Below are 20,623 nucleotides of genomic sequence, written 5' to 3'. Positions count from 1 at the left end.
TAATGGCAACGCTAAATTTTATTGAACAAGGCCTTCGCGTTTTAGATGTTGAGCGCCAAGCACTTAGTGACATTGCACAATATGTAGATGAAAATTTTCATAACGCGTGCCAATTAATGTACGACTGCGAAGGCCGTATTATTGTCATTGGTATGGGTAAATCAGGTCATATTGGCAATAAAATAGCGGCAACCCTTGCTAGTACTGGCAGTCCAGCATTTTTTGTTCACCCTGGTGAAGCAAGTCATGGTGATTTAGGTATGATCACTAAAAATGACGTGGTCATGCTTATTTCTAATTCAGGGGAGACCAGCGAAGTTTTAAATATCATTCCGGTTTTAAAACGACTTGGTGCCAAAATGATATCGATGACTGGCAATACGCAATCAACCATGGCGACCCTTGCTAATGTACATGTGTGTATTAAAGTAGAAAAAGAAGCCTGTTCATTGGGTCTAGCACCTACATCAAGTACCACTGCAACGCTTGCGATGGGCGATGCCATGGCAGTTGCATTATTAGAAGCTCGCGGGTTTACAGCTGATGACTTCGCGCTATCTCACCCAGGTGGTAGTTTAGGCAAGCGCTTATTACTTACTTTAAAAGATGTTATGCACAGCGGCGCAAATACACCTATTATTGATGTTTCACAAACAGTTAAAGATGCTCTAATAGAAATGTCAGCTAAAGGATTAGGTATGACAGCCATTGTTGATGAAAATCAGCAACTCGTAGGGTTATTTACCGATGGTGACTTACGTCGCATTTTAGAACAAAGAATTGATATTCATACAACACAAATAGATGTTGTTATGACTAAGTCATGCACTACAGCTACGCAAGATATTTTAGCCGCTGAAGCGCTCAATATTATGGAACGTAAACGTATAAATGGCCTAATCGTCGTCAATGAGAAAAACCAACCTATTGGCGCATTAAATATGCAAGACCTATTAAAAGCAGGAGTGTTATAAATGCAATTTGAAGAACTCTATCAACCGCTGAGCGATGATGCAAAAGCACGCGCTAAAAAAGTAAAACTACTTATATGCGATATTGATGGTGTATTTTCTGATGGCCGTATTTACCTTGGCAATCAAGGTGAAGAGCTAAAAGCATTTAATACAAAAGATGGTTTTGGCATTAAAGCACTTATAAACAGTGGCTTTGAAGTAGCTGTTATTACTGGTCGTCATTCACAGATAGTACAACAACGTATGAGCAGCTTAACCGTACAGCATATTTATCAAGGCCAAGAAAATAAGCTCATTGCCTATCAAGAATTAAAAGATAAACTCAACCTTAGCGATGAACAAATTGCTTATATTGGTGATGACGGTCCTGACATGCCTGTTATGGAGTTAGTAGGCTTTGCCGTTGCAGTAAATGATGCCCACCCACTTATTAAGCGTTTGTCACATTATGTAACGCAAATGCCTGGCGGTTTTGGTGCAGTGAGAGAACTCACCGATTTGCTCATGCTTGAAAATGGTAAAGCATTGACTACACAAGGCACTAGTTCATGAATGCAGCGCGCATAATATTAAGCGTTTTATTCATTAGCTGTATGGTTTGGCTTTGGTACCCTTATTTTACACAAACAAATATTGTGCCTCAGGCTGAGCCTGAAGTTGTTGCTAAGCCTGATTACATAGCTATTGAGCTCAAACAGACAGCCTATGATGAGCAAGGTAAAATTAGCCACAAAGTCACTGCGGCTAAAATGGAGCTATATCAACAATTAGGTTTTACGTTTTTTGAAAAACCTATTTTTACTTTATATAACGAAAAGCAAACGTGGCAAATAAATGCAGACGAAGCAACATTATACGAAGACAAACAATTAATTTTAGAAGGCAATGTGGTTGCCAAAAACTTAACCGATAACGCCATGATAGACAAAATCAATGCTGATAATATTCAGGTAGATATAAAACTATTAACAATGCGTTCGGAGCAACCCGTTATCATCACTGGACCCAATTTAAAAATCACTGGTAAAGGCCTAGAAGCCGACTTAAAAACCGAAGTGATAAAACTAATTAACCATACGCGAACCATATATTATGACCAATAAAATATTAAAATCACTTATTATTCCTACACTTATACTAGCGTTTAATAGTAGTGCTGCAGAGCAAAACACGCAACCGGCTGCAAATCAAATTTCAATAAGCGCCGATAAGCAAGAAGGCCAATTAAAAGCTAATGTCGGGATTTTTGAGAAAAACGTTGAAATTATTCACGGTAACCGCCGTATCACAGCCGACCGCTTAGAAGTACATAAACGCGATGAACTTGGTGATAATAAACAATTATTAATTGCTACAGGTAGCCCTGCGCACTTTGAAGAAAAGCAATCAGATGGCACGACTATGAGCGCCAGTGCTGACGAAGTACGTTATGATGTATCTAAGCGTTTTTTAACGCTTGTTGGTAATGCACAAGTATCGCAAGCGGGACAAAAAATAAATGCTAAAAGCATTACCTACGATATAGAGCAGCAGCTAATCAGTGCCGAAAAAGATGAAAACTCAACTGACCGCGTTCACACAATTTTAGTGCCAATCGAGACTAAAAAAAGTAAAAAAAGCGACAAAGGTCAACCATGAGCACATTAAAAGCAGAGCTATTAGCAAAGAGCTATAAAGGCCGTGAAGTTGTAAAAAACGTCGGCCTTGAAGTCAAAGCTGGCAGTATTGTTGGCTTACTTGGCCCTAACGGCGCAGGTAAAACCACCACGTTTTATATGATAGTAGGACTTGTACCTAGCGACAAAGGTAAAATATCGATAGACGATAACGATATTACTCTTTTACCTATGCATAGTCGTGCTAGATTAGGCATTGGCTACTTACCGCAAGAGTCTTCAATATTCAGAAAGCTGACTGTTTATCAAAACTTAATGGCCATTTTAGAAACGCGCAAAGAGTTAAATAAACAAGCTAGAGAAGACACTCTCGATAAATTATTAGATGAATTTAGCATACAACACATTCGTGATAGCCAAGGTATGGCGTTGTCGGGTGGCGAACGTCGTCGTGTGGAAATAGCACGTGCGCTGGCAGCAGATCCTAAATTTATATTACTGGATGAACCATTTGCAGGTGTTGACCCGATTTCGGTATTAGATATAAAGAAAATAATAGAACATCTTAAAAATCGTGGGATTGGTGTATTAATTACCGATCATAACGTAAGAGAAACCCTTGATGTTTGTGAAAAAGCCTACATTGTTTCTCATGGGGAGCTGATTGCATCAGGTACTCCAGAACACGTATTAAATGATAAAACAGTACGCGATGTTTACTTAGGCGAGCAATTTAGGCTGTAACATTTACGCCATGTCTTTAAGCATCTGCTAGTATTAATTATAACAACATAAAAGGATTGTTAGAGATACATGAGGCAATCACTACAGCTGCGCATGGGCCAGCAACTTACAATGACTCCACAGTTGCAACAAGCTATTCGTTTGTTGCAACTCAGTACATTGGATCTCCAGCAAGAAATACAAGAAGCTCTCGACAGCAACCCGCTATTAGAGGTTGAAGAAGCAGACTATTCAGAAGACGCTGCTGGTAAAAACGAGCAAAAAGCAGATACAGATGACATAACTGTTAGCGCATCTGCCGATGATGCTCCAAGCGAATACGAACAAGATAGTGGTGAAGCACTTGCAAAAGACACGCTAAGTGACGACATGGCTATGGATGTTAGTTGGGATGAGTACATGAGTGCCGCCCCAGCAGCATCATCGGGTCCGATGCCTGAAGACGAATCAATATACCAAGGCGCCTCTACTGAAACGCTCCATGAGTATTTAATGTGGCAGTTACAACTAACGCCATTTAGCCCTACAGACGAAGCGATTGCTATTGCTATTGTAGAAGCCGTCGATGATTCAGGTATTTTAACACTAAGCTGCGAAGAGATTTTAGAAAGCTTCAATCAAGAAAACGAAGATGATAACGAAGTCGAACTTGATGAAATTGAAGCTGTATTAAAACGCATCCAACTGTTTGATCCTGTTGGTATTGCTGCGCGTAGCCTACAAGAGTGTTTATGTATTCAGCTTAACCAGTTTGATAAAGAAACACCTTACATTAATGAAACAAAAATGATTTTAACCGAGCATATTGATTTATTAGCTGCTCGTGACTATCGTACATTAATGAAGAAAACTAAGCTCAAAGAAGAAGAGCTTAAAGAAGTAATGACATTAATACATACTCTAAGCCCTAAACCTGCAGATACTATTGTAAGAGAAGAATCTGAGTATGTTATTCCTGATGTGTCAGTTAAAAAAATTAAAGGCCGCTGGGTTGTTGAGTTAAACCCAGACAGCATGCCTAAAATTCGTGTTAATAGCCAATACGCGGCAATGTCTCGCACTGTAAAATCCAGTGGTGACAGCCAGTTTATTCGCTCGCATTTACAAGAAGCTAAATGGTTTATTAAAAGCTTAGAAAGTAGAAACGACACGCTATTAAAAGTAACAAATTGTATTGTTAAGCAACAACAAGGCTTTTTTGAACACGGTCCTGAAGCCATGAAACCAATGGTTTTAAATGATGTTGCTGAAATGGTAGAAATGCACGAATCAACAATTTCGCGCGTAACAACCCAAAAGTATATGCACACACCCCGTGGTATATTTGAGCTTAAATACTTTTTCTCAAGCCATGTAAGCACCGAAAACGGTGGTGAATGTTCATCTACAGCAATCCGTGCGCTTATCCGAAAATTAATCGCAGCAGAAAACTCAGCAAAACCATTGAGTGATAGCAAAATAGCGGATATATTGGCTGAGCAAGGAATTAAAGTAGCGAGACGTACAATCGCAAAATACCGCGAATCTCTGGCTATTCCACCGTCAAATCAACGTAAAAGTTTGATTTAAGACGCAAAAAAAGAGGGTAATGCTTATGCAACTAAACTTAACTGGTCGTCACGTAGAATTAACCGATTCACTAAGAGACTATATTAATACCAAATTTGCGAAGCTAGAAAGACACTCTGATCATATTAATAATGTTCATGTCATTCTCGATGTAGAAAAATTAAATCAAAAAGCAGAAGCCACCATACACGTAAGCGGTGCTGAGTTATTTGCCTCTACAGAACATCAAGATATGTATGCCGCCATTGACTCGTTGATCGACAAGCTCGATCGACAAGTAATTAAACACAAAGAGAAGCTTGCTCGACACTAATATGATGAAATTAAGCTCACTTATATGCCAGGACTGCAGCAAAGCTGCGGTCCTTTTTAATAGCAAAAAAAGAATTTTAGAGTTCATTAGCGAACTTGCTCACGACAAACTTCCGTATTTACCGCAACAAGATATTCTTAATGCTTTAATGAGCAGAGAAAAATTGGGTAGTACAGGTATAGGGCGTGGCATTGCCATTCCTCATGGAAGAATGAGCGGTGCAGAAGAGCCTTTGGCTTTAGTACTCGTTAGCGAAACTCCAATAAATTTTGATGCAATCGATAATCGCCCTGTTGATATTTTCGTCGCACTCATCGTACCAGATGGCGATAACCAGCAGCACTTAAAGACTCTAGCAACCATTGCTGATAAACTAAACAACAAAGATTTTTGTAAACAGTTACGCAGTGCAAAATCAGATACTGAGCTTTACCAAGTTATTGTCAATCAATCATAGTTTTATAAAGGGTGTTAAATGGAGTTAATTATCATAAGCGGCCGTTCTGGTTCTGGAAAGTCGGTTGCTTTACGCATTGTAGAAGATTTAGGTTATTATTGCGTAGATAATATTCCAGTTAACTTGCTTCCTTCATTAGTTCGCAGTGTGTCTGATAGCTACGATAAAATTGCTGTTAGCATTGATGTACGGAACATCCCTAAACAACAAGATGAATTTAACGATATTCTTGAATACTTGCCAGGCTTTGCAAACCCTACGTTATTTTATTTAGATAGCGACGATCAAACATTGATAAAACGTTTTTCTGAAACTCGTAGATTACACCCACTATCAATTGACTCGTTGCCTCTTGATTTAGCCATCAAAAAAGAAAAAGAATTACTTGATGTATTAATCACCCGCGCCGACTTTATGATAGACACGACTGATTTGAGTGTTCATCAACTCGCTGAATCTATTCGTGAAAAGATTTTAGGTAAAAAAGATAAACAACTGATTGTCACTTTTGAATCGTTTGGTTTTAAACACGGCATACCAAAAGAAGCAGATTACGTATTTGATGCACGCTTTTTACCAAATCCACATTGGGAACCTGAATTAAAACCTTTAAATGGGTTAGATCAACCCGTTAAAGATTATTTGGCCAATCACAGCATAGTGCAAAAATTCACATGGCAAATTCAAACATTTGTACAAACGTGGTTACCGCACTTAGAGCGAAATAACCGCAGTTATTTAACCATTGCCATTGGGTGTACAGGCGGGCAACATCGCTCTGTATATTTAGCGCAAACTATCGGTGAAAGTTTTGCAATGACACATCCCAATGTGAAAATTCGCCATCGCGAACAAGAAAAATAATATAGCTGAATAATCACCTGTTCAGCTTAGGTAGAGTAAGTTATGCATTGTGAAGACACTTTTTTAATAAAAAACAAATTAGGATTGCACGCCAGAGCAGCCACCGTGCTTGCCCAATTGGCAGTGCAGTTTGATGCGACAATTACATTATTTCAAGATGACAAAGAAGCCGCAGGCGATAGCGTACTTGCACTAATGTTACTTGAAAGTAGCCAAGGAAAAGAAGTAAAAGTTGTATGCAAAGGCCCCGATTCTGAGCAAGCTTTACATGCTGTTGGAGAATTAATAGCACAACGTTTTAATGAACAAGAATAAACAGTTATAAAAATAATGCTCGCATTACTAATGCCCCAATTAAAACAGATATATAAAATAAATACGGTTAGTGACGCCAGTTAACTCACCTCTCCCCATAAAGTAATATAAAAATTTATAAAGGACGCCAATGCCTGAAGCTTTTGAACAAGATTACCCACTACAGCAACTAAAACAGGTGACTAAGTCACTCAATAGTGGTCAATTTGTTCAAGTTAGGCGCATGCTCGCAAAAACAGCTCCTTGTGATACCGCATTATTACTAGAATCATCACCGCATAAAATTCGCCGACTCCTTTGGCAGTTGGTTGATCCTGATGTGCAAGGTGATGTTCTTGAAGAACTATCAGAAGATGTTCGTTTAGGCATTATTGCCCAAATGGAACCTAAGCACATTGCAGCCGCAACAGAAGATATGGGCCACGATGACTTAGGTGAAGTATTACGTAGTCTGCCGGACACCGTTTATAAAGACGTTGTTAGCGCGATGGACATTCAAGACCGTGAGCGTGCAACACAAGCACTTTCGTATCAAGAGCGTTCTGCTGGCGCGCTAATGAACACCGATACGGTGACCATCCGCCCTGACGTTACGCTTGATGTTGTACTTAGATATATTAGGCTACGCGGCGAGTTACCAGAAGGTACCGATGACTTGTACGTTGTTGATAAGCATAACTGCTTTATAGGCGCTTTATCGCTGAGTACATTATTAACTAACCCGCCAGAAAAAATTGTTCGTGATTTAATGGATGAAGATTGTGAATCCATTCCAATCTCTATGGATGAAAGTGAAGTCGCGCAATTATTTGAACGTCATAATTGGATATCGGCCCCCGTAGTCGATGATAACGATCAGCTCCTTGGCCGTGTCACTATCGATGACATCGTTGACGTAATCCGCGAAGATGCTGAGCATAGTTTATTGGGCTTAGCCGGCCTTGATGATGAAGAAGATACCTTTGCGCCAGTACTAAAAAGCTCTAAAAAACGCTCAGTTTGGTTAGGTGTCAACTTACTAACTGCACTTGCAGCTGCTTTTGTAGCTAGCTTTTTTGAAGGCACTTTAGATGTTTTACCTATTTTAGCTGTACTTAACGGTATTGTCCCTTCTATGGGCGGTGTTGCAGGTAGCCAATCATTAACGCTTGTTATTCGTGGTATTGCGGTAGGTCATATAAATCAAACTAACCAACGCTTTTTAATGATGAAAGAGCTTGCTATTGGCGCGTTAAACGGTGTTTTGTGGTCGTTGTTAATTGCAGGTGTTATTGCCCTATGGCAGTGGGACTTTATGCTTGGTGGCGTACTCGCCTTCGCTATGTTTATGAACTTAGTGGTGGCAGGTGTTGCTGGTGCGAGTATCCCTATTATTCTTAAAAGAATGAATATAGACCCAGCACTTGCAGGGAGTGTGGTGCTAACCACGGTGACAGATATTGTGGGTATATTCGCCTTTTTAGGTACTGCTACTTGGTTGCTGGTTTAAATTAGAAACTTTTGCAAATAACTAAAGTAAAAAACACTTAGGGTAAAGCTGCAACTATGACAACGGATACCAAAAATAAAAAAGACACACCTAAAAAAACGCCAAAACAAAAAGGCCTATCAATATTAAAAAGTGTGTTGATATATGGTCTCATATTTTTCGTAATTTATAACGCTGTAAATTGGTGGCGACAACCTGTTATGCCAGCAAATCCTCAATTACAATTAATAGATTATAAAGGGCAAAACATTGATTTAGCAGCAATGAGCCAAGATAAACCAACACTTGTCTATTTTTGGGGAACTTGGTGCCCTATTTGTAGTATTACCTCCCCTGCCATAAACAAACTCGCGAACGAGAATAACTACCCTGTAGTGAGCATCGCAATAAAATCAGGTTCGGATCAAAAAATACATGAGTATCTAAATGATCATGGCTACAGTTTTATCACTGTCAACGATCAACACGGTGAGATATTTGCCGATTGGCAAGGGCAAGTCACGCCATCTTATATAATCTTAAAAGATAATAAAATGACGCAAGGGCTAACAGGCATTCAGCCGTTATGGTCACTTAAATTACGTTTGTGGTTATCATCAACGTTTTAAGAAAAAACTAACTGCAAGTATATAGACACTAAATACGTGCTATCTCAAGAGGGGTTTCTAAAAGCTCGCTCTTTATCACCTACAATAATATAGATAATAAAGAGCAAGGTTTACTTAATTTACGCATGAAAAGGGTTTAAAAACCCTTAGCGTAATTAAACTAATCTACTAGGGCGTGTTGATCTTTGTGGATTGAAATTTGTTCAATCTAGGGGCGATTAAATCGCGGCGCGAGGTTTGTAACCTAGTGGGCTAAGTAAAAACCGAGCAACAAAGAGTTAATCGTCCCTAGAAAGAACCCAAAGGGCAGCGCATGTTTGGTATTTATGCTGCGTTATCGCCTATTCATGGGGAATAACCACACTACATAGGCTCCGCCTTGCCTAAAAACCAAACATACTGCTGCAAATTCACCCACCAAAGATCAACACGCCCTAGTTATTAATAGATTGAATCACTAACGTGTACTTTGACGATTACCGCCTACTTTTGGTTTAGTGTTTGCCTTTTTAAATTGGCTAAAACCGGTATGTCGCGTTAGTGCCGGACGTCCGCCTTTACTGCCACCTTTACCTGCTTTTTCATCACGCCCTTCTTCAGGCACTAAACAGTTAGGCCCTTTACCAATTAAATTAGCTTTACCCATTTTACGCAGTGCTTCACGTATCATCGGCCAACCTGCTGCATCATGGTAGCGTAAAATAGCTTTATGTAATCTACGTTGACGAGCACCTTTAGGTACTGGAACAACTTCTGTATTGTTTTTTATATTACGTAAAGAGTTCATTTCTGTGTGGTAAATAGTCGTCGCATTAGCCATCGGTGATGGGTAAAAATTTTGTACCTGATCAAGCTTAAAGTCGTTTGATTTAAGCCATAAAGCCATGTTTACCATGTCTTCATCTTTTGTCCCTGGGTGAGCAGATATAAAGTAAGGAATTAAATACTGCTTTTTACCGGCTTCTTTAGAGTACTTATCAAATAATTCTTTAAATTGATCGTACGCCCCCATACCTGGTTTCATCATTTTTGATAATGGACCATCCTCTGTATGCTCTGGCGCTATTTTTAAGTAGCCACCTACATGATGCGTTACTAATTCTTTAACGTAACGCGGGTCGCGTACAGCTAAGTCGTAACGAACACCAGAAGCAATCAATACCTTTTTGATACCCTTAACTTCACGTGCTTTTTTGTATAAGTCTATTGTTGGCGTATGATCTGTATCCATATGCTTACAAATTTCAGGATACACACATGATAAACGTCTACAGGTACTTTCTGCCTTTTTGCTCGTACAACGCAGTTTATACATATTTGCAGTTGGACCACCTAAATCAGAAATAACACCAGTAAAACCGGGTACTTTATCTCTAATCTGTTCAATTTCTTCAATAATTGATTCTTGCGAACGGCTTTGAATAATACGCCCTTCATGCTCCGTAATTGAGCAAAACGAACACCCACCAAAACAACCGCGCATAATATTAACTGACGTTTTTATCATGTCGTAAGCAGGAATTTTAGAGTCGCCGTAACTTGGGTGAGGAATACGCTGATACGGTAAACCAAACACAGCATCCATCTCATGTGTTTCTAATGGGTATGCTGGCGGGTTTACCCAAATAGAACGATCGCCGTGTCGCTGAAACAGTGCTCTTGCACAACCAGGATTTGTTTCTTGATGTAGAATACGCGAAGCGTGGGCGTATAAAGGTTTGTTAACACTTACTTGCTCATAAGCAGGTAACTTAACGTAGGTTTTTTCCCACGGTTTAGGTCGCGCAGGCTGAACCATAATTGGTTTTGCAGCTTCTGCCTTTAAGTCTATACCCGCTTGTTTAAATTCAGATTTACTACAGCCAACATCATCAGCGCCGTATGGATTTGGAATAGGGTCGATTTTACCAATTTTATCTATAGCGGTGGAGTCACTTCCACGCCAACCTGGTAAAGGTTCTTTTCTGATAACAGCCGTGCCGCGAATATCTTGAATAGTATCCATTGTTTCGCCTGCGGCAATACGGTGTGCAACTTCAACTAACGGACGCTCTGCGTTACCGTAAATTAAAATATCAGCTTTTGCATCAAACAAAATACTACGACGTACTTTTTCTTGCCAGTAATCATAATGAGCTATACGACGAAGACTCGCTTCAATACCGCCAATAACAATTGGGATACCTTTGTATGCTTCACGGCATTTTTGCGAGTAAATCATTACGGCGCGATCTGGACGTTTACCACCTACGTTATCTGGCGTGTAAGCATCATCGTGGCGCATACGCTTTTCAGCTGTATAGCGATTGATCATCGAATCCATGTTGCCAGCTGTTACACCAAAAAATAAATTCGGTCTGCCTAGTTCCATAAATGCATCTTTAGAGTCCCATGCTGGCTGGGCAATAATACCCACTCTAAAACCTTGCGCTTCAAGTACACGGCCAATTACCGCCATACCAAAACTAGGATGATCGACGTACGCGTCGCCACTAATTATTATTATGTCGCAGCTATCCCAGCCAAGTGCATCCATTTCTTCACGTGTAGTTGGTAAAAATGGCGCGGTGCCATAACATTCAGCCCAGTATTTAGGGTATGAAAATAAGGCGCGCTTAGCTTTGAGTGTGCTCATAATTGTGGCCGTAGAATAACAAAAGGCGCGAATTATACCCTACTAAATTGTTTATATATACAAAGTAGTCAAAGCATATCGCGCCTTAAATTCTAAATCGTTCATTAGCTTAAATAATAAGTTAACCTTTTTAGCGTTTATTTATAAATTCTATTAATTCATTTTCAGGCATGGGTTTAGCATACATAAAACCTTGTACTTCATCGCATCCTAAATCTTTTAAGAACTGGGCTTGCTCTTGTGTTTCGACCCCTTCAGCAATCGTTTTTAAGCCCAACTTAGCACCAAGTGATATAACTAAGGCAGCAATAGCGCCAGTGTCGTCATTTGGTAAATCTTTAATAAATGCACGATCTATTTTCAACCGATCCAAAGGTAAACTTTGAATGTAACTCAGCGACGAAAAACCAGTACCAAAGTCATCAATAGCAACTTCCATTCCGAGTTCTTTTAGCTCACTTAGCGTACTAATAACCGTTTCCAGCTCATCCATTACTACGCTCTCGGTGATTTCTAATTCTATGTTTTTTGGCTTAACACCATATTTTAACAATGTATTTTTAACAGTTTGCGCATAACCTTTTACTTTAAACTGTGGAACAGACACATTAACTGCAATACAAATTTCTGTGCCCATATTTTCTAGGCGCTTTTGCTGTTGGCAAGCTTGTTCTAATACCCACTGCCCTATATCAACAATTAAGCCCGCATCCTCTGCAAGTGGCACAAACACAGCCGGCGATATATACACGCCATCACTTGCCGGCCAGCGTAATAATGCCTCACATCCAATTAGCGATAAGTCATCTAGTGAAAGTTGAGGTTGGTACCATACCTCTAATTTATTTCGAGCAAAGTCATGACGTAACTGCCTAATAATCCCTATCCGCCAAGCCATCTTATCTTGCATATCAATATTGTAATAAACGCCTTCTTTATGCTTTGCTTTTTTAGCTTGGTCAAGTGCAATATAAGCAACTTTCAGTGTATCAATACCGCTACTTTGAAAGTCTTGTTGTTGGCATAAGCCCACTCTAAAATCGATAGGGAGTAAATGTTCTTCTGCGTAAAATGAAATACCTAATTGCTCATTCAACTTTTTTAAGTCAAATTCGTCTTGGCGAATAATAAAACCAAAAACATCAGCGCCAATACGTGATAGTAATTTAGCTGTTGGGTAATTTTCTCTTAACCTTTGCACAATGCCAATTAATACTTTATTGCCGACCTCTTGCCCTAAGCCGTTATTAATATCTGCAAAATTAACTACATCAAGTAATACAAATACATGATCGTTCACGTGTGGCTTTTGATAACTCACCACACGCTCAATAAAGTTAGTACGATTTGAAATACCAGTAAGCACATCTTTATAAGCAGCATCTCTTAACTTTACAAATAACCTTATGTTATCAAGTGCTACACTTACATTAGTTAAGAAAATTTCAGCAAATTGTAGCTGTGCTTGTAAGGGAATGTGGTCGCACTCTATATATAAAGCCGCTTTTCGATGCTTACTTTTTAATATAAATGTTGAACTTGAGTCTATGTGTTGGTGCTTCGACAAACCAAAACACGACTCAACTTGTTCAAATACTTTGCTATCAACATTAATTAATTTTTTACCAAAATAGCTTTCGTAATGCCCGCAACCACCTAAGACCTGAATAAAATCATCGCCATCTAACTTACTGCAAACAAGCCCTCTAGGTGAACATTTTAAAATAATACTCATGTGCTTGATGATTTCTTTGCATAATTGCTTAACATCAGTAAGTCCTAAAATAGACTTTGATGCTGAAACAATCGTGTTCATTGCATCACTTTGATATTCAAGCTGACATACCTGCTCGTATGAGCGAATAGCGGTTATAAGCGAAGTTACTAACTTAGAACGAGTCAGCTCTGTTTTCGTTTTATAGTCATTTATGTCGTATTCTCGTATTACTTTTTCTTCTGGTGTAATACCTGCTTGCCCTGTTCTTAAAATAATTCTTACATGTTGATTATTTAATTCGTCACGCACCCTTTTTACAACCTGCAAACCGGCATCGTCAGTTTCCATAACAACGTCTAAAAAAATAACCGAAATATTTTTATTTTTAGCTAGCACTTCTATTGCTTCTGCACCCGAATAAGCATCGTGAAATCGCAAGCCAGCCCCTAAAAACTCAACGCCAGACAAAGCTAATTTTGTTACAGAATGAATCTCAGGTTCGTCATCAACAATTAAAATATCCCAAAACTTAGTCTGCTCAACAACAGCATCGTCTTCAAAATCTTGTTCAAAAAATAAAAAATCGTTTTGATCTGACGACATTCGCTCTCCTAAGTAGCAATCAATAAATTATTTTTGGTTTATAATCTAATTCATACTATAGTCGATTAATAAAAAGTTGTTGTATTTCAACTTGAAAAACTAATAAAAGGTGTGCTTATTAAACCATTAAAAATATTAATCAAATGCGTACTGTTATTACTATTAGTATTGGCACTGGTAGGGCTAATACTGCCTCAAAGTTATAGTGTAAATAAAACAATCGAAATTAATGCCAATCTTAAAGTAATAAAGCCGCTTATCACCGACTTTAGCCAATGGCAAAAATGGTCTCCATGGGAAAAAGTAGACCCCAGCATACGTTTTACTTTGGGCGAACCCAGTTCTGGCCTAGGGGCTCATCAGTCTTGGAAAGGAAAATGGGGGTATGGTGAAATGATCATAACTTCGGTAAGCCAAAATAAAGTCAGCTTCAACATACTTTTAAATGCTGAGCATATTATTAGAGGCACTTTTAACCTTAGCGAGCAAAACGGTATAGTTACGTTAATATGTAATATTAAAGGTCAAACAACTGCTCCTTTAATATCTGGTTACACTGCAATTTTGAGCGAGTACGTACTCAGTAATACAGTTTCACTGGGTTTAAATAACCTTCAAACTGTTGCACAGCTTAGTGATCCACAAAGGATAATGCACAGTCATGACAGTCAAAACAGCACAGGCGAGAATTAATCTTGCCAACATCATCGAGTCCTTGCTTGGTTACCCTATAACAAAAGTAGGTAGTAACGGTGTACTACCTACTAACGAGCAAAGTTACGATATTAAGGGCAAAATTAAGCCGCTTTATCATATCAACAGTGAAAACTCTGTTTTAGCTCGCGCTCAAAAGCGCCAAGATTTATTACTCATTAAACAACAACAAAATATAGAATCAATTTTAGCAGTGGCTATGGGATTTTGCCCTGATGTAGCAAGTAGTAAACAGCCCGATGTTGATTGGGTAGAGCATTTTATAGCTCTGTGTGAAGATACTTCTAATGAATCAATGCAAATTTTATGGGCAAAAATTTTAACAGGAGAAACACTCAATCCTGGTACGTTTTCAATTAAAAGCCTACAAACTTTAAAGCATATGACACAGCGAGAAGCAGACTCTTTGCAAAAATGTGTGTCGCTCTCAGGCTATAACGAAAAAGACGACAGCCACTTTATATTACTCGGCTTTTACAAAAAACCATCGTTGTTTGATTTGCTACGAAAAGGCAATAAAGTATCTTTAAATTTAGGAAAAACGGGTATTAGCTTTCCTGATATTTTAACGCTCATGGATCTTAATTTACTGTATAGAAAAGAAATTGAATCTGCAGTGCTTAAAGCGGGGCAAGAACTTACCCTTTCATTTTTATCGCAAAAAGTAACGTTAAAAGCAAAGAGTAGTGATTTGGTATTAAGCTATTACAAATTTACTCAAACAGGTGATGAGCTATCTAAACTCATTAATTTCCCTGTCAATAAGGTCTATAAGCAGTTGATTAATAATGCGCTAGAGGGAGAGTTTGATTTAGCGTGGCACGCAATAAAATAATATGCCACGCTTTGTTTAATTAGAAAATACTAATTAAAAATGAACTTGAATACCCGCAAATGGGCCAGATGCATCAATATCAGTAGTAATATCATCTACATCATCAAGTTCTAATACCATAGAGCGGTAACCTGCTTTAACAGCAACATCTACTGCTAGGTTATCAATAAGTTCCCACGCTACGCCTACTTGGTAATCTTGTACTTTACTGTCGTCAATAGCCAAAAAGCTACCTTCAAAAAATACACTTAAACCAGTAAATGGTAAGCCAGCTTCGGCACGGCCGTATGCAAGAGGAACAAAACCAGAGAAGTCTTTGGTTTCAGTTTGAGAAAGCTCTTCTTCAGGATCATAGCTTACTGTAATTTCACCGTCGAACTGCTTAACATTTAAACCTAAGTCAATTGAGATTAAATCGTTATCAAAAATTTCATAATAAAGAATATAATCAATGTGCGACAAATCACTAACAGTATTTACTTTTCTGTTTGTATCGAAGGTACTGCCATTAAAGCTAAACGTATCACCAATAACCGCATCACCATTAAGCTCAAGCTCTGTATACTTTAATTTAATGTTTGGAACTAGTGGCACTGGGTGCTCAAGCGCTGCGTAATAACTTACAAATGTTTCATCCTCAAAATCAAAATCTTGAGATGATTTATCTTTATAAGAAAATTGACCATCGTTATCTGACTTCCACCCATCAACACCTACATATAAACCTAGTAGAGTGTCAGCTTGCGCTGCAGGTGCTAAACATGCCATTGAAAGGGCTGCTGCTAAACAATACTTTTTCATTTTTTATCCTTGAGCTAGTAGTTCGCTAAGTTCGATTAAAGCCGCATTGGCTCTAGAAATATAATTTGCCATAACTAAAGAGTGGTTAGCAACATAGCCAAAACCATTCCCGTTTAAAATAAGTGGGCTCCATACTGTTTCTTGAGTTGCCTCAAGTTCACGTATGATTTGTTGAACGCTTACACGTGCATTTTTCTTTTCAAGTACATCAGCAAAGTCGTACTCTATCGCTTGTAAAAAATGTAGTAACGCCCAAGTAGCACCGCGCGACTCGTAAAATACATCGTCAATTTCTAACCACGGTGTTCTTACTTGCTGCTGCAGTGGAGCAAGAGTTGCTTGTTTATTAGATGAATTACCCGCTAAATCGGTGTTCACTTTTTCTTGACCTACACTGGCACTTAAACGCTGGCTTAAACTACCTAAACGTTTTTCAGCTTCTTTAAGCCAACTACGTAAGTTATCTGCTCGTGCATAAAATTGACTATCACGCTCATGCTCGTTAGCAATTTGTCCACGATATACCATTAAGTAGTCAATACCTTTTTGGTACTCACCTTCAGCACTTGGCCATGCCCATGCTTCAGAGCTTATATTAAACTGTGGCTGCGCCTTTTTAAGTGCTTCATGTTCCGTAGACTGTGATTGCGAACGGCTAAAATCTTTTCGCATAGAAAGCGATAAATCACGTACCATTTCTAGTGCGCCATATTCCCACGCTGGCATATCATCCATAATAATACTTGGTGGTATTACATCATTTGATAAGTAGCCACCGGGTTTATCTAGTAAGGTATTTGCTACTGTAATTAATGTAGAAGTAGTTACATAACCCGTAACTATTTTTTCATTACGAAGCTGCGCTTGCTCTTTGGCGTTTGCAACAACATCAAAACGTGAAGGCTCAGTGCTCCAATAAACAGCAATTGCGTAAAATATGATAAGCAGTAAAACAACTATTCCTGCTATTTTTCCTTTGTGTTGCGACATGTGTACTCCTAGTGATGAGCGTGTTGAGTAGATGGTTTTGACTGCGTAGCTTGCGCTTCAAGCGACACGACTTGAGCATTAGTGAACAAGCGATTACCGTCACTAAAATATAGCGTGAGTTTGCGTTCTTGCCCTACTTTTAATGGCTCTTGTGGTTCAAATACCATTAAATGATAACCGCCAGGTTGAAAACTGACACTTTCGTGCGCTTTAATTTCAACTGATTCAACTTGTTGCATTTTCATCATGCCGTCTACATGTGAATGCTCGTGTATTTCAACACGCCCTAAGCCATCAATAGTTGCCTTAGTTAAAGTTGCTGCGGCTCCACTGTGATTTATTAGCGTTAAATAACCTACAGTTGAAGTACTGCCAGGTAAAAACTCTCTAATTTGCGCGTTAGTTACTTCGAGCACAGCCACATCAGAACCATGATCGTGCCCTGAGTGCGCCGCCAACGATGACGAAAAAAAACTAAATATTAATGCAGAAGCCATCGAAAAACATAGTTTCGTCATCATTCTTATCCTTATGAAAACTTTAAATTACAGGCTAAATTTAACATAGTTAACCTATAATAGTCAGTCAAATTAAGGATTAAGAGGCTACTTTTTTGTTATCGGCAACAAGCCAACACAACACTGCAACAAATAGTAACGGCCATGCAATCATTATAGATCCGAATAAAAGCGCTAAAACAGTCCCTGCTAATGCCACTACACCCGCACCAACTAATCCCATAGTAATTAAAGCCACTACAGCAACTACAGCAACAATTGCGGCCAAAGCACCTACAAGCTCGAGCCCAGCCCAGCTAATATCAGCAATCCATAACGGCAACTGCCAGGAATCAATCTGCACAAACGTTATTAAATCAGTAAACAGTAATAAATAGATAATTACACATACTGCCAAATCTTTCATAGTAATTCTCCTTATACCAACCAGCTTATATATGAGGTCTATTTAACGATAAGAAAATTGCGCTATAACTAGGCAAAAATTTTTATATCTACTTGTTCTAAATAAAAATTTTTAACAACGTTATAGAGTGATTTAATTCGTTAAATTGTTCAAATATTTATGCCTATTGGTATTAATACTCTTTATTTTCAAGGCAGCAATGCGCTATAAAATAACCAAGTGCAATTGCAAACGGAAAACTCAAAAACAACAAAATAGTAACTACGCGTGTTGCCCATACAGGAAAGTCCAATCTACGAGCTAAACCACTACAAACACCCGATATTTTTTTATTTAGAGTATCTTTATACCAACCTCGTTGACGATTAAAGCTGTTCATAGCAATCTCCTAAGCAGTTTGTTTTAAATTAGTATTTAAGTTCGCTTTTAAGCGAGCCAGTTCAGCATCAATTTTTTCATTTTTAACTAACGACTCAATTTGGGCACTCGTAGAGCTTGCTGTATCAGTCAGCTCATAAGCCTCTACTTGAGCTTCAATACCTTCAACACGCTGCTCTATTTGTTCAAAACGAGACAACGCATGAGCTACTTTATCGCTTTGTAGTTGCGTACTGATTCGCCCTCTAGCAATAGCAACATTATGACGCTGCATTAACTGAGCTTGCTTAGTTTTAGCCATAGCCATTTTTTGCTGCAGACGCTCACAATCAACCTTAATTTTTGCAATAGACTCTTGCAGTGTTTCTAGTTGAGTTTGCTTATTTTCAATACTTTCGTTAACGCGCTGCTTTTCAAGTAAGGCAGACTTAGCAAGGTCATCACTGCCCTTCTCAACCGCACGTTCTGCTTTAATTTGCCAAGCTGCTAATTCTGTTTTTTTAGTATCAATTTGGCGATTAATTATTTTCTCTTCACACAATAAAGCGGCTGCTGTACTACGGCACTCATTCAACGCATCTTGCATCTCGGTAAGCATCAAGTTTAAAAGTTTTTCTGGGTCTTCAGCTTTATCAAGCATAGCGACAATGTTTGATTGAATTACATCATTTACGCGGTTAAATATTCCCATGGTATTCTCCTGTTGATTTTTAATTAATTTCAACAAGGAGAATCCAAGAGTTGTGCCAAGTTCATCAAAACAAAAATAAAACATTTAAAATCATAGTGATAAACAACAAGCACTCTAGTTTTTAGTGACTTCCAGCTGAACAACATAGAGTGTAATTGGCCAATAAATTATGATTTTGACTAATTTTTAGGATCAAAAAAACCACTCGAAAGTTAACACCGATCAGTTAAGGTATTTTTGATCGGTTGACTGATCTTTTGGTTGCTTCACAATACCCTTATCATCTTTTGATTATGAGGGTATTTTTATGCTTAGTCATTGGTTACTTGATACGGATATATTCGCCACTCCTGACTCTTTATCTACATTTCAGAAACATATCCCTCTTGAGTGGATTTCTAATGTGCTCGAGCAGACCGATAAAGCAAGTATTCGCAAACGTAAGTTACCTGCTGAGCTTGTCGTCTGGCTTATCATTGCAATGGGTCTTTTTCGCGACCGCTCTATTAGTGACGTTGTTGAGAAGTTAGATTTAACACTCACTGATACCCTGGGCGATACGGTTGCTCCAAGTGCTATTCCTCAAGCGAGACAGCGCCTGAGTAGCGACCCCCTCCAAGCCTTATTTCACCTATGTGCAGCCCGTTGGACACAAGAAGAAGATGCTGATGATACGTGGTATGGACTCCGGTTATTTTCTGTTGATGGAACGCAATTTCGTGCACCTGATACACCTGCTCTTGCTGAGCACTTTCACTATATTAAGCACAGTAAAAACCGTCATACAGAATATCCTATTGTACGCCTATGCGCCTTAAGCTCCTTGCGTAGCCGGTTGATACACCACGTTGCCTTCGGGCCCAGTTATCAAGGTGAGGTGAACTACGCAAAGCAGTTATTTGGTCATGTAAGTGATAACAGTCTAACTATTTTTGACCGATGTTATCTCAGCGCTGAGCTACTGATTAATTGGCGTAAGCAACACCCACAGTCGCACTGGATGGTCCCGATTAAAAGCAACACGCAATACACCGTCATTGAATCTTACTCTGAGCATGACTTCAAAGTAGAGATGAGTGTATCTGCGCATGCCAGAAAACAAGACCCTTCGCTTCCTGAGTGCTGGCAGGCCAGACTGGTTCTTTATCCTGAGCCAATGGGGCCTGGAAAAATAAAAGGTCTGCTGTGCTCTTTGGATGATAAACAGGCTTTTGGTGCACAGGCCATTCTTGATGTCTATTTCGAGCGCTGGGAAATTGAAAATAGCTATGGAGAAATAAAACACCAGATGCTTGAGGATAGTATTCTTTTGCGTAGTCAGACTGTGGATGGAGTCAATCAAGAGCTATGGGGTATATTGCTAGCCTACAATTTAATTCGAGTAGA

General features: G+C 38.9%; 23 protein-coding genes. 15 read left to right on the top strand and 8 right to left on the bottom strand.

What is annotated here, in order from left to right:
- Positions 1 to 2 precede the first annotated feature (2 nt).
- The 12 genes from L659_RS0108105 (at position 3) to L659_RS0108050 (ending at position 8,949) form a co-directional block, all read left to right on the top strand.
- Complete coding sequence (locus L659_RS0108105; protein WP_024590193.1) at positions 3 to 974, top strand: KpsF/GutQ family sugar-phosphate isomerase; 972 nt, start codon at positions 3 to 5, stop codon at positions 972 to 974.
- The gene (kdsC, locus tag L659_RS0108100) at positions 975 to 1,526 is read left to right on the top strand and encodes a 3-deoxy-manno-octulosonate-8-phosphatase KdsC (protein WP_007580311.1); all 552 of its coding nucleotides are present in this window, start codon (positions 975 to 977) and stop codon (positions 1,524 to 1,526) included. It begins immediately after the preceding gene.
- Positions 1,523 to 2,077 carry an LPS export ABC transporter periplasmic protein LptC gene (gene lptC / locus L659_RS0108095; RefSeq protein WP_024590192.1) on the top strand — a complete coding sequence of 185 codons (555 nt, stop codon included), beginning with the start codon at positions 1,523 to 1,525 and terminating at the stop codon, positions 2,075 to 2,077. Before kdsC ends, lptC begins: the two co-directional genes overlap by 4 nt.
- Complete coding sequence (gene lptA, locus L659_RS0108090) at positions 2,067 to 2,612, top strand: lipopolysaccharide transport periplasmic protein LptA (protein WP_024590191.1); 546 nt, start codon at positions 2,067 to 2,069, stop codon at positions 2,610 to 2,612. The genes lptC and lptA overlap by 11 nt, the downstream gene beginning before the upstream one ends.
- Positions 2,609 to 3,334, top strand: coding sequence for an LPS export ABC transporter ATP-binding protein (gene lptB, locus L659_RS0108085; protein ID WP_007580304.1), 726 nt, complete (start codon positions 2,609 to 2,611; stop codon positions 3,332 to 3,334). The genes lptA and lptB overlap by 4 nt, the downstream gene beginning before the upstream one ends.
- A 69-nt stretch (positions 3,335 to 3,403) precedes the next feature.
- Positions 3,404 to 4,903 carry an RNA polymerase factor sigma-54 gene (locus tag L659_RS0108080; RefSeq protein WP_007580303.1) on the top strand — a complete coding sequence of 500 codons (1,500 nt, stop codon included), beginning with the start codon at positions 3,404 to 3,406 and terminating at the stop codon, positions 4,901 to 4,903.
- Positions 4,904 to 4,928: 25 nt separating this feature from the next.
- Positions 4,929 to 5,216 (top strand): ribosome hibernation promoting factor, encoded by a 288-nt coding sequence (hpf, locus tag L659_RS0108075; RefSeq protein ID WP_007580301.1) that lies wholly within the window; start codon positions 4,929 to 4,931, stop codon positions 5,214 to 5,216.
- A 4-nt stretch (positions 5,217 to 5,220) separates the two neighbouring features.
- Complete coding sequence (gene ptsN, locus L659_RS0108070; RefSeq protein ID WP_024590190.1) at positions 5,221 to 5,673, top strand: PTS IIA-like nitrogen regulatory protein PtsN; 453 nt, start codon at positions 5,221 to 5,223, stop codon at positions 5,671 to 5,673.
- Positions 5,674 to 5,691: 18 nt separating this feature from the next.
- Positions 5,692 to 6,537 carry an RNase adapter RapZ gene (gene rapZ, locus L659_RS0108065; RefSeq protein WP_024590189.1) on the top strand — a complete coding sequence of 282 codons (846 nt, stop codon included), beginning with the start codon at positions 5,692 to 5,694 and terminating at the stop codon, positions 6,535 to 6,537.
- A 42-nt stretch (positions 6,538 to 6,579) separates the two neighbouring features.
- Positions 6,580 to 6,852 carry an HPr family phosphocarrier protein gene (locus L659_RS0108060; protein ID WP_002957937.1) on the top strand — a complete coding sequence of 91 codons (273 nt, stop codon included), beginning with the start codon at positions 6,580 to 6,582 and terminating at the stop codon, positions 6,850 to 6,852.
- Between the two features lie 130 nt (positions 6,853 to 6,982).
- Positions 6,983 to 8,341: a magnesium transporter gene (gene mgtE, locus L659_RS0108055; protein ID WP_010554268.1), complete on the top strand. Its 1,359-nt coding sequence runs from the start codon at positions 6,983 to 6,985 to the stop codon at positions 8,339 to 8,341.
- A gap of 56 nt (positions 8,342 to 8,397) precedes the next feature.
- Positions 8,398 to 8,949, top strand: a complete 552-nt coding sequence (locus tag L659_RS0108050; RefSeq protein ID WP_024590188.1) for a protein disulfide oxidoreductase — start codon at positions 8,398 to 8,400, stop codon at positions 8,947 to 8,949.
- A gap of 457 nt (positions 8,950 to 9,406) precedes the next feature.
- Here L659_RS0108050 and L659_RS0108045 read toward each other — a convergent pair whose 3' ends face one another.
- Positions 9,407 to 11,584, bottom strand: a complete 2,178-nt coding sequence (locus L659_RS0108045; RefSeq protein ID WP_007580292.1) for a YgiQ family radical SAM protein — start codon at positions 11,582 to 11,584, stop codon at positions 9,407 to 9,409.
- A 130-nt stretch (positions 11,585 to 11,714) separates the two neighbouring features.
- Positions 11,715 to 13,904, bottom strand: coding sequence for a bifunctional diguanylate cyclase/phosphodiesterase (locus L659_RS0108040; RefSeq protein ID WP_024590187.1), 2,190 nt, complete (start codon positions 13,902 to 13,904; stop codon positions 11,715 to 11,717).
- A gap of 111 nt (positions 13,905 to 14,015) precedes the next feature.
- Between L659_RS0108040 and L659_RS0108035 the strand changes: the two genes are divergently transcribed.
- Together L659_RS0108035 and L659_RS0108030 are read left to right on the top strand one after the other, a co-directional pair.
- Positions 14,016 to 14,597: an SRPBCC family protein gene (locus L659_RS0108035; RefSeq protein WP_007580289.1), complete on the top strand. Its 582-nt coding sequence runs from the start codon at positions 14,016 to 14,018 to the stop codon at positions 14,595 to 14,597.
- Positions 14,566 to 15,453, top strand: a complete 888-nt coding sequence (locus L659_RS0108030; RefSeq protein WP_024590186.1) for a TIGR03899 family protein — start codon at positions 14,566 to 14,568, stop codon at positions 15,451 to 15,453. The genes L659_RS0108035 and L659_RS0108030 overlap by 32 nt, the downstream gene beginning before the upstream one ends.
- A 33-nt stretch (positions 15,454 to 15,486) precedes the next feature.
- Here L659_RS0108030 and L659_RS0108025 read toward each other — a convergent pair whose 3' ends face one another.
- From L659_RS0108025 to L659_RS0108000, 6 genes are all read right to left on the bottom strand, one after another.
- Positions 15,487 to 16,254, bottom strand: a complete 768-nt coding sequence (locus tag L659_RS0108025; protein WP_024590185.1) for a TIGR04219 family outer membrane beta-barrel protein — start codon at positions 16,252 to 16,254, stop codon at positions 15,487 to 15,489.
- Positions 16,255 to 16,257: 3 nt separating this feature from the next.
- A complete protein-coding gene (locus L659_RS0108020) occupies positions 16,258 to 17,244 on the bottom strand; it encodes a DUF2333 family protein (RefSeq protein WP_007580283.1) in 987 nt (328 codons plus the stop codon).
- 8 nt (positions 17,245 to 17,252) lie between these two features.
- Positions 17,253 to 17,762, bottom strand: coding sequence for a copper chaperone PCu(A)C (locus L659_RS0108015; protein WP_024590184.1), 510 nt, complete (start codon positions 17,760 to 17,762; stop codon positions 17,253 to 17,255).
- A 79-nt stretch (positions 17,763 to 17,841) separates the two neighbouring features.
- Positions 17,842 to 18,168, bottom strand: a complete 327-nt coding sequence (locus L659_RS0108010; protein WP_024590183.1) for a hypothetical protein — start codon at positions 18,166 to 18,168, stop codon at positions 17,842 to 17,844.
- A gap of 172 nt (positions 18,169 to 18,340) precedes the next feature.
- Complete coding sequence (locus L659_RS0108005) at positions 18,341 to 18,547, bottom strand: PspC domain-containing protein (protein WP_010554259.1); 207 nt, start codon at positions 18,545 to 18,547, stop codon at positions 18,341 to 18,343.
- Positions 18,548 to 18,556: 9 nt separating this feature from the next.
- Entirely contained in the window at positions 18,557 to 19,237 is a 681-nt protein-coding gene (locus L659_RS0108000; protein ID WP_024590182.1) for a PspA/IM30 family protein, read from the bottom strand.
- Between the two features lie 307 nt (positions 19,238 to 19,544).
- On the opposite strand from L659_RS0108000, the gene L659_RS0107995 reads away from it, so the two are divergent.
- Positions 19,545 to 20,623: IS4 family transposase (locus tag L659_RS0107995; protein ID WP_024589926.1), on the top strand; the 1,079-nt coding region annotated here is incomplete at its 3' end.

Origin of the sequence: Pseudoalteromonas sp. S8-8, assembly GCF_000497875.1 — a bacterium.
GTDB lineage: Bacteria > Pseudomonadota > Gammaproteobacteria > Enterobacterales > Alteromonadaceae > Pseudoalteromonas > Pseudoalteromonas arctica.
This window is presented reverse-complemented; position numbering and strand designations above follow the sequence as displayed.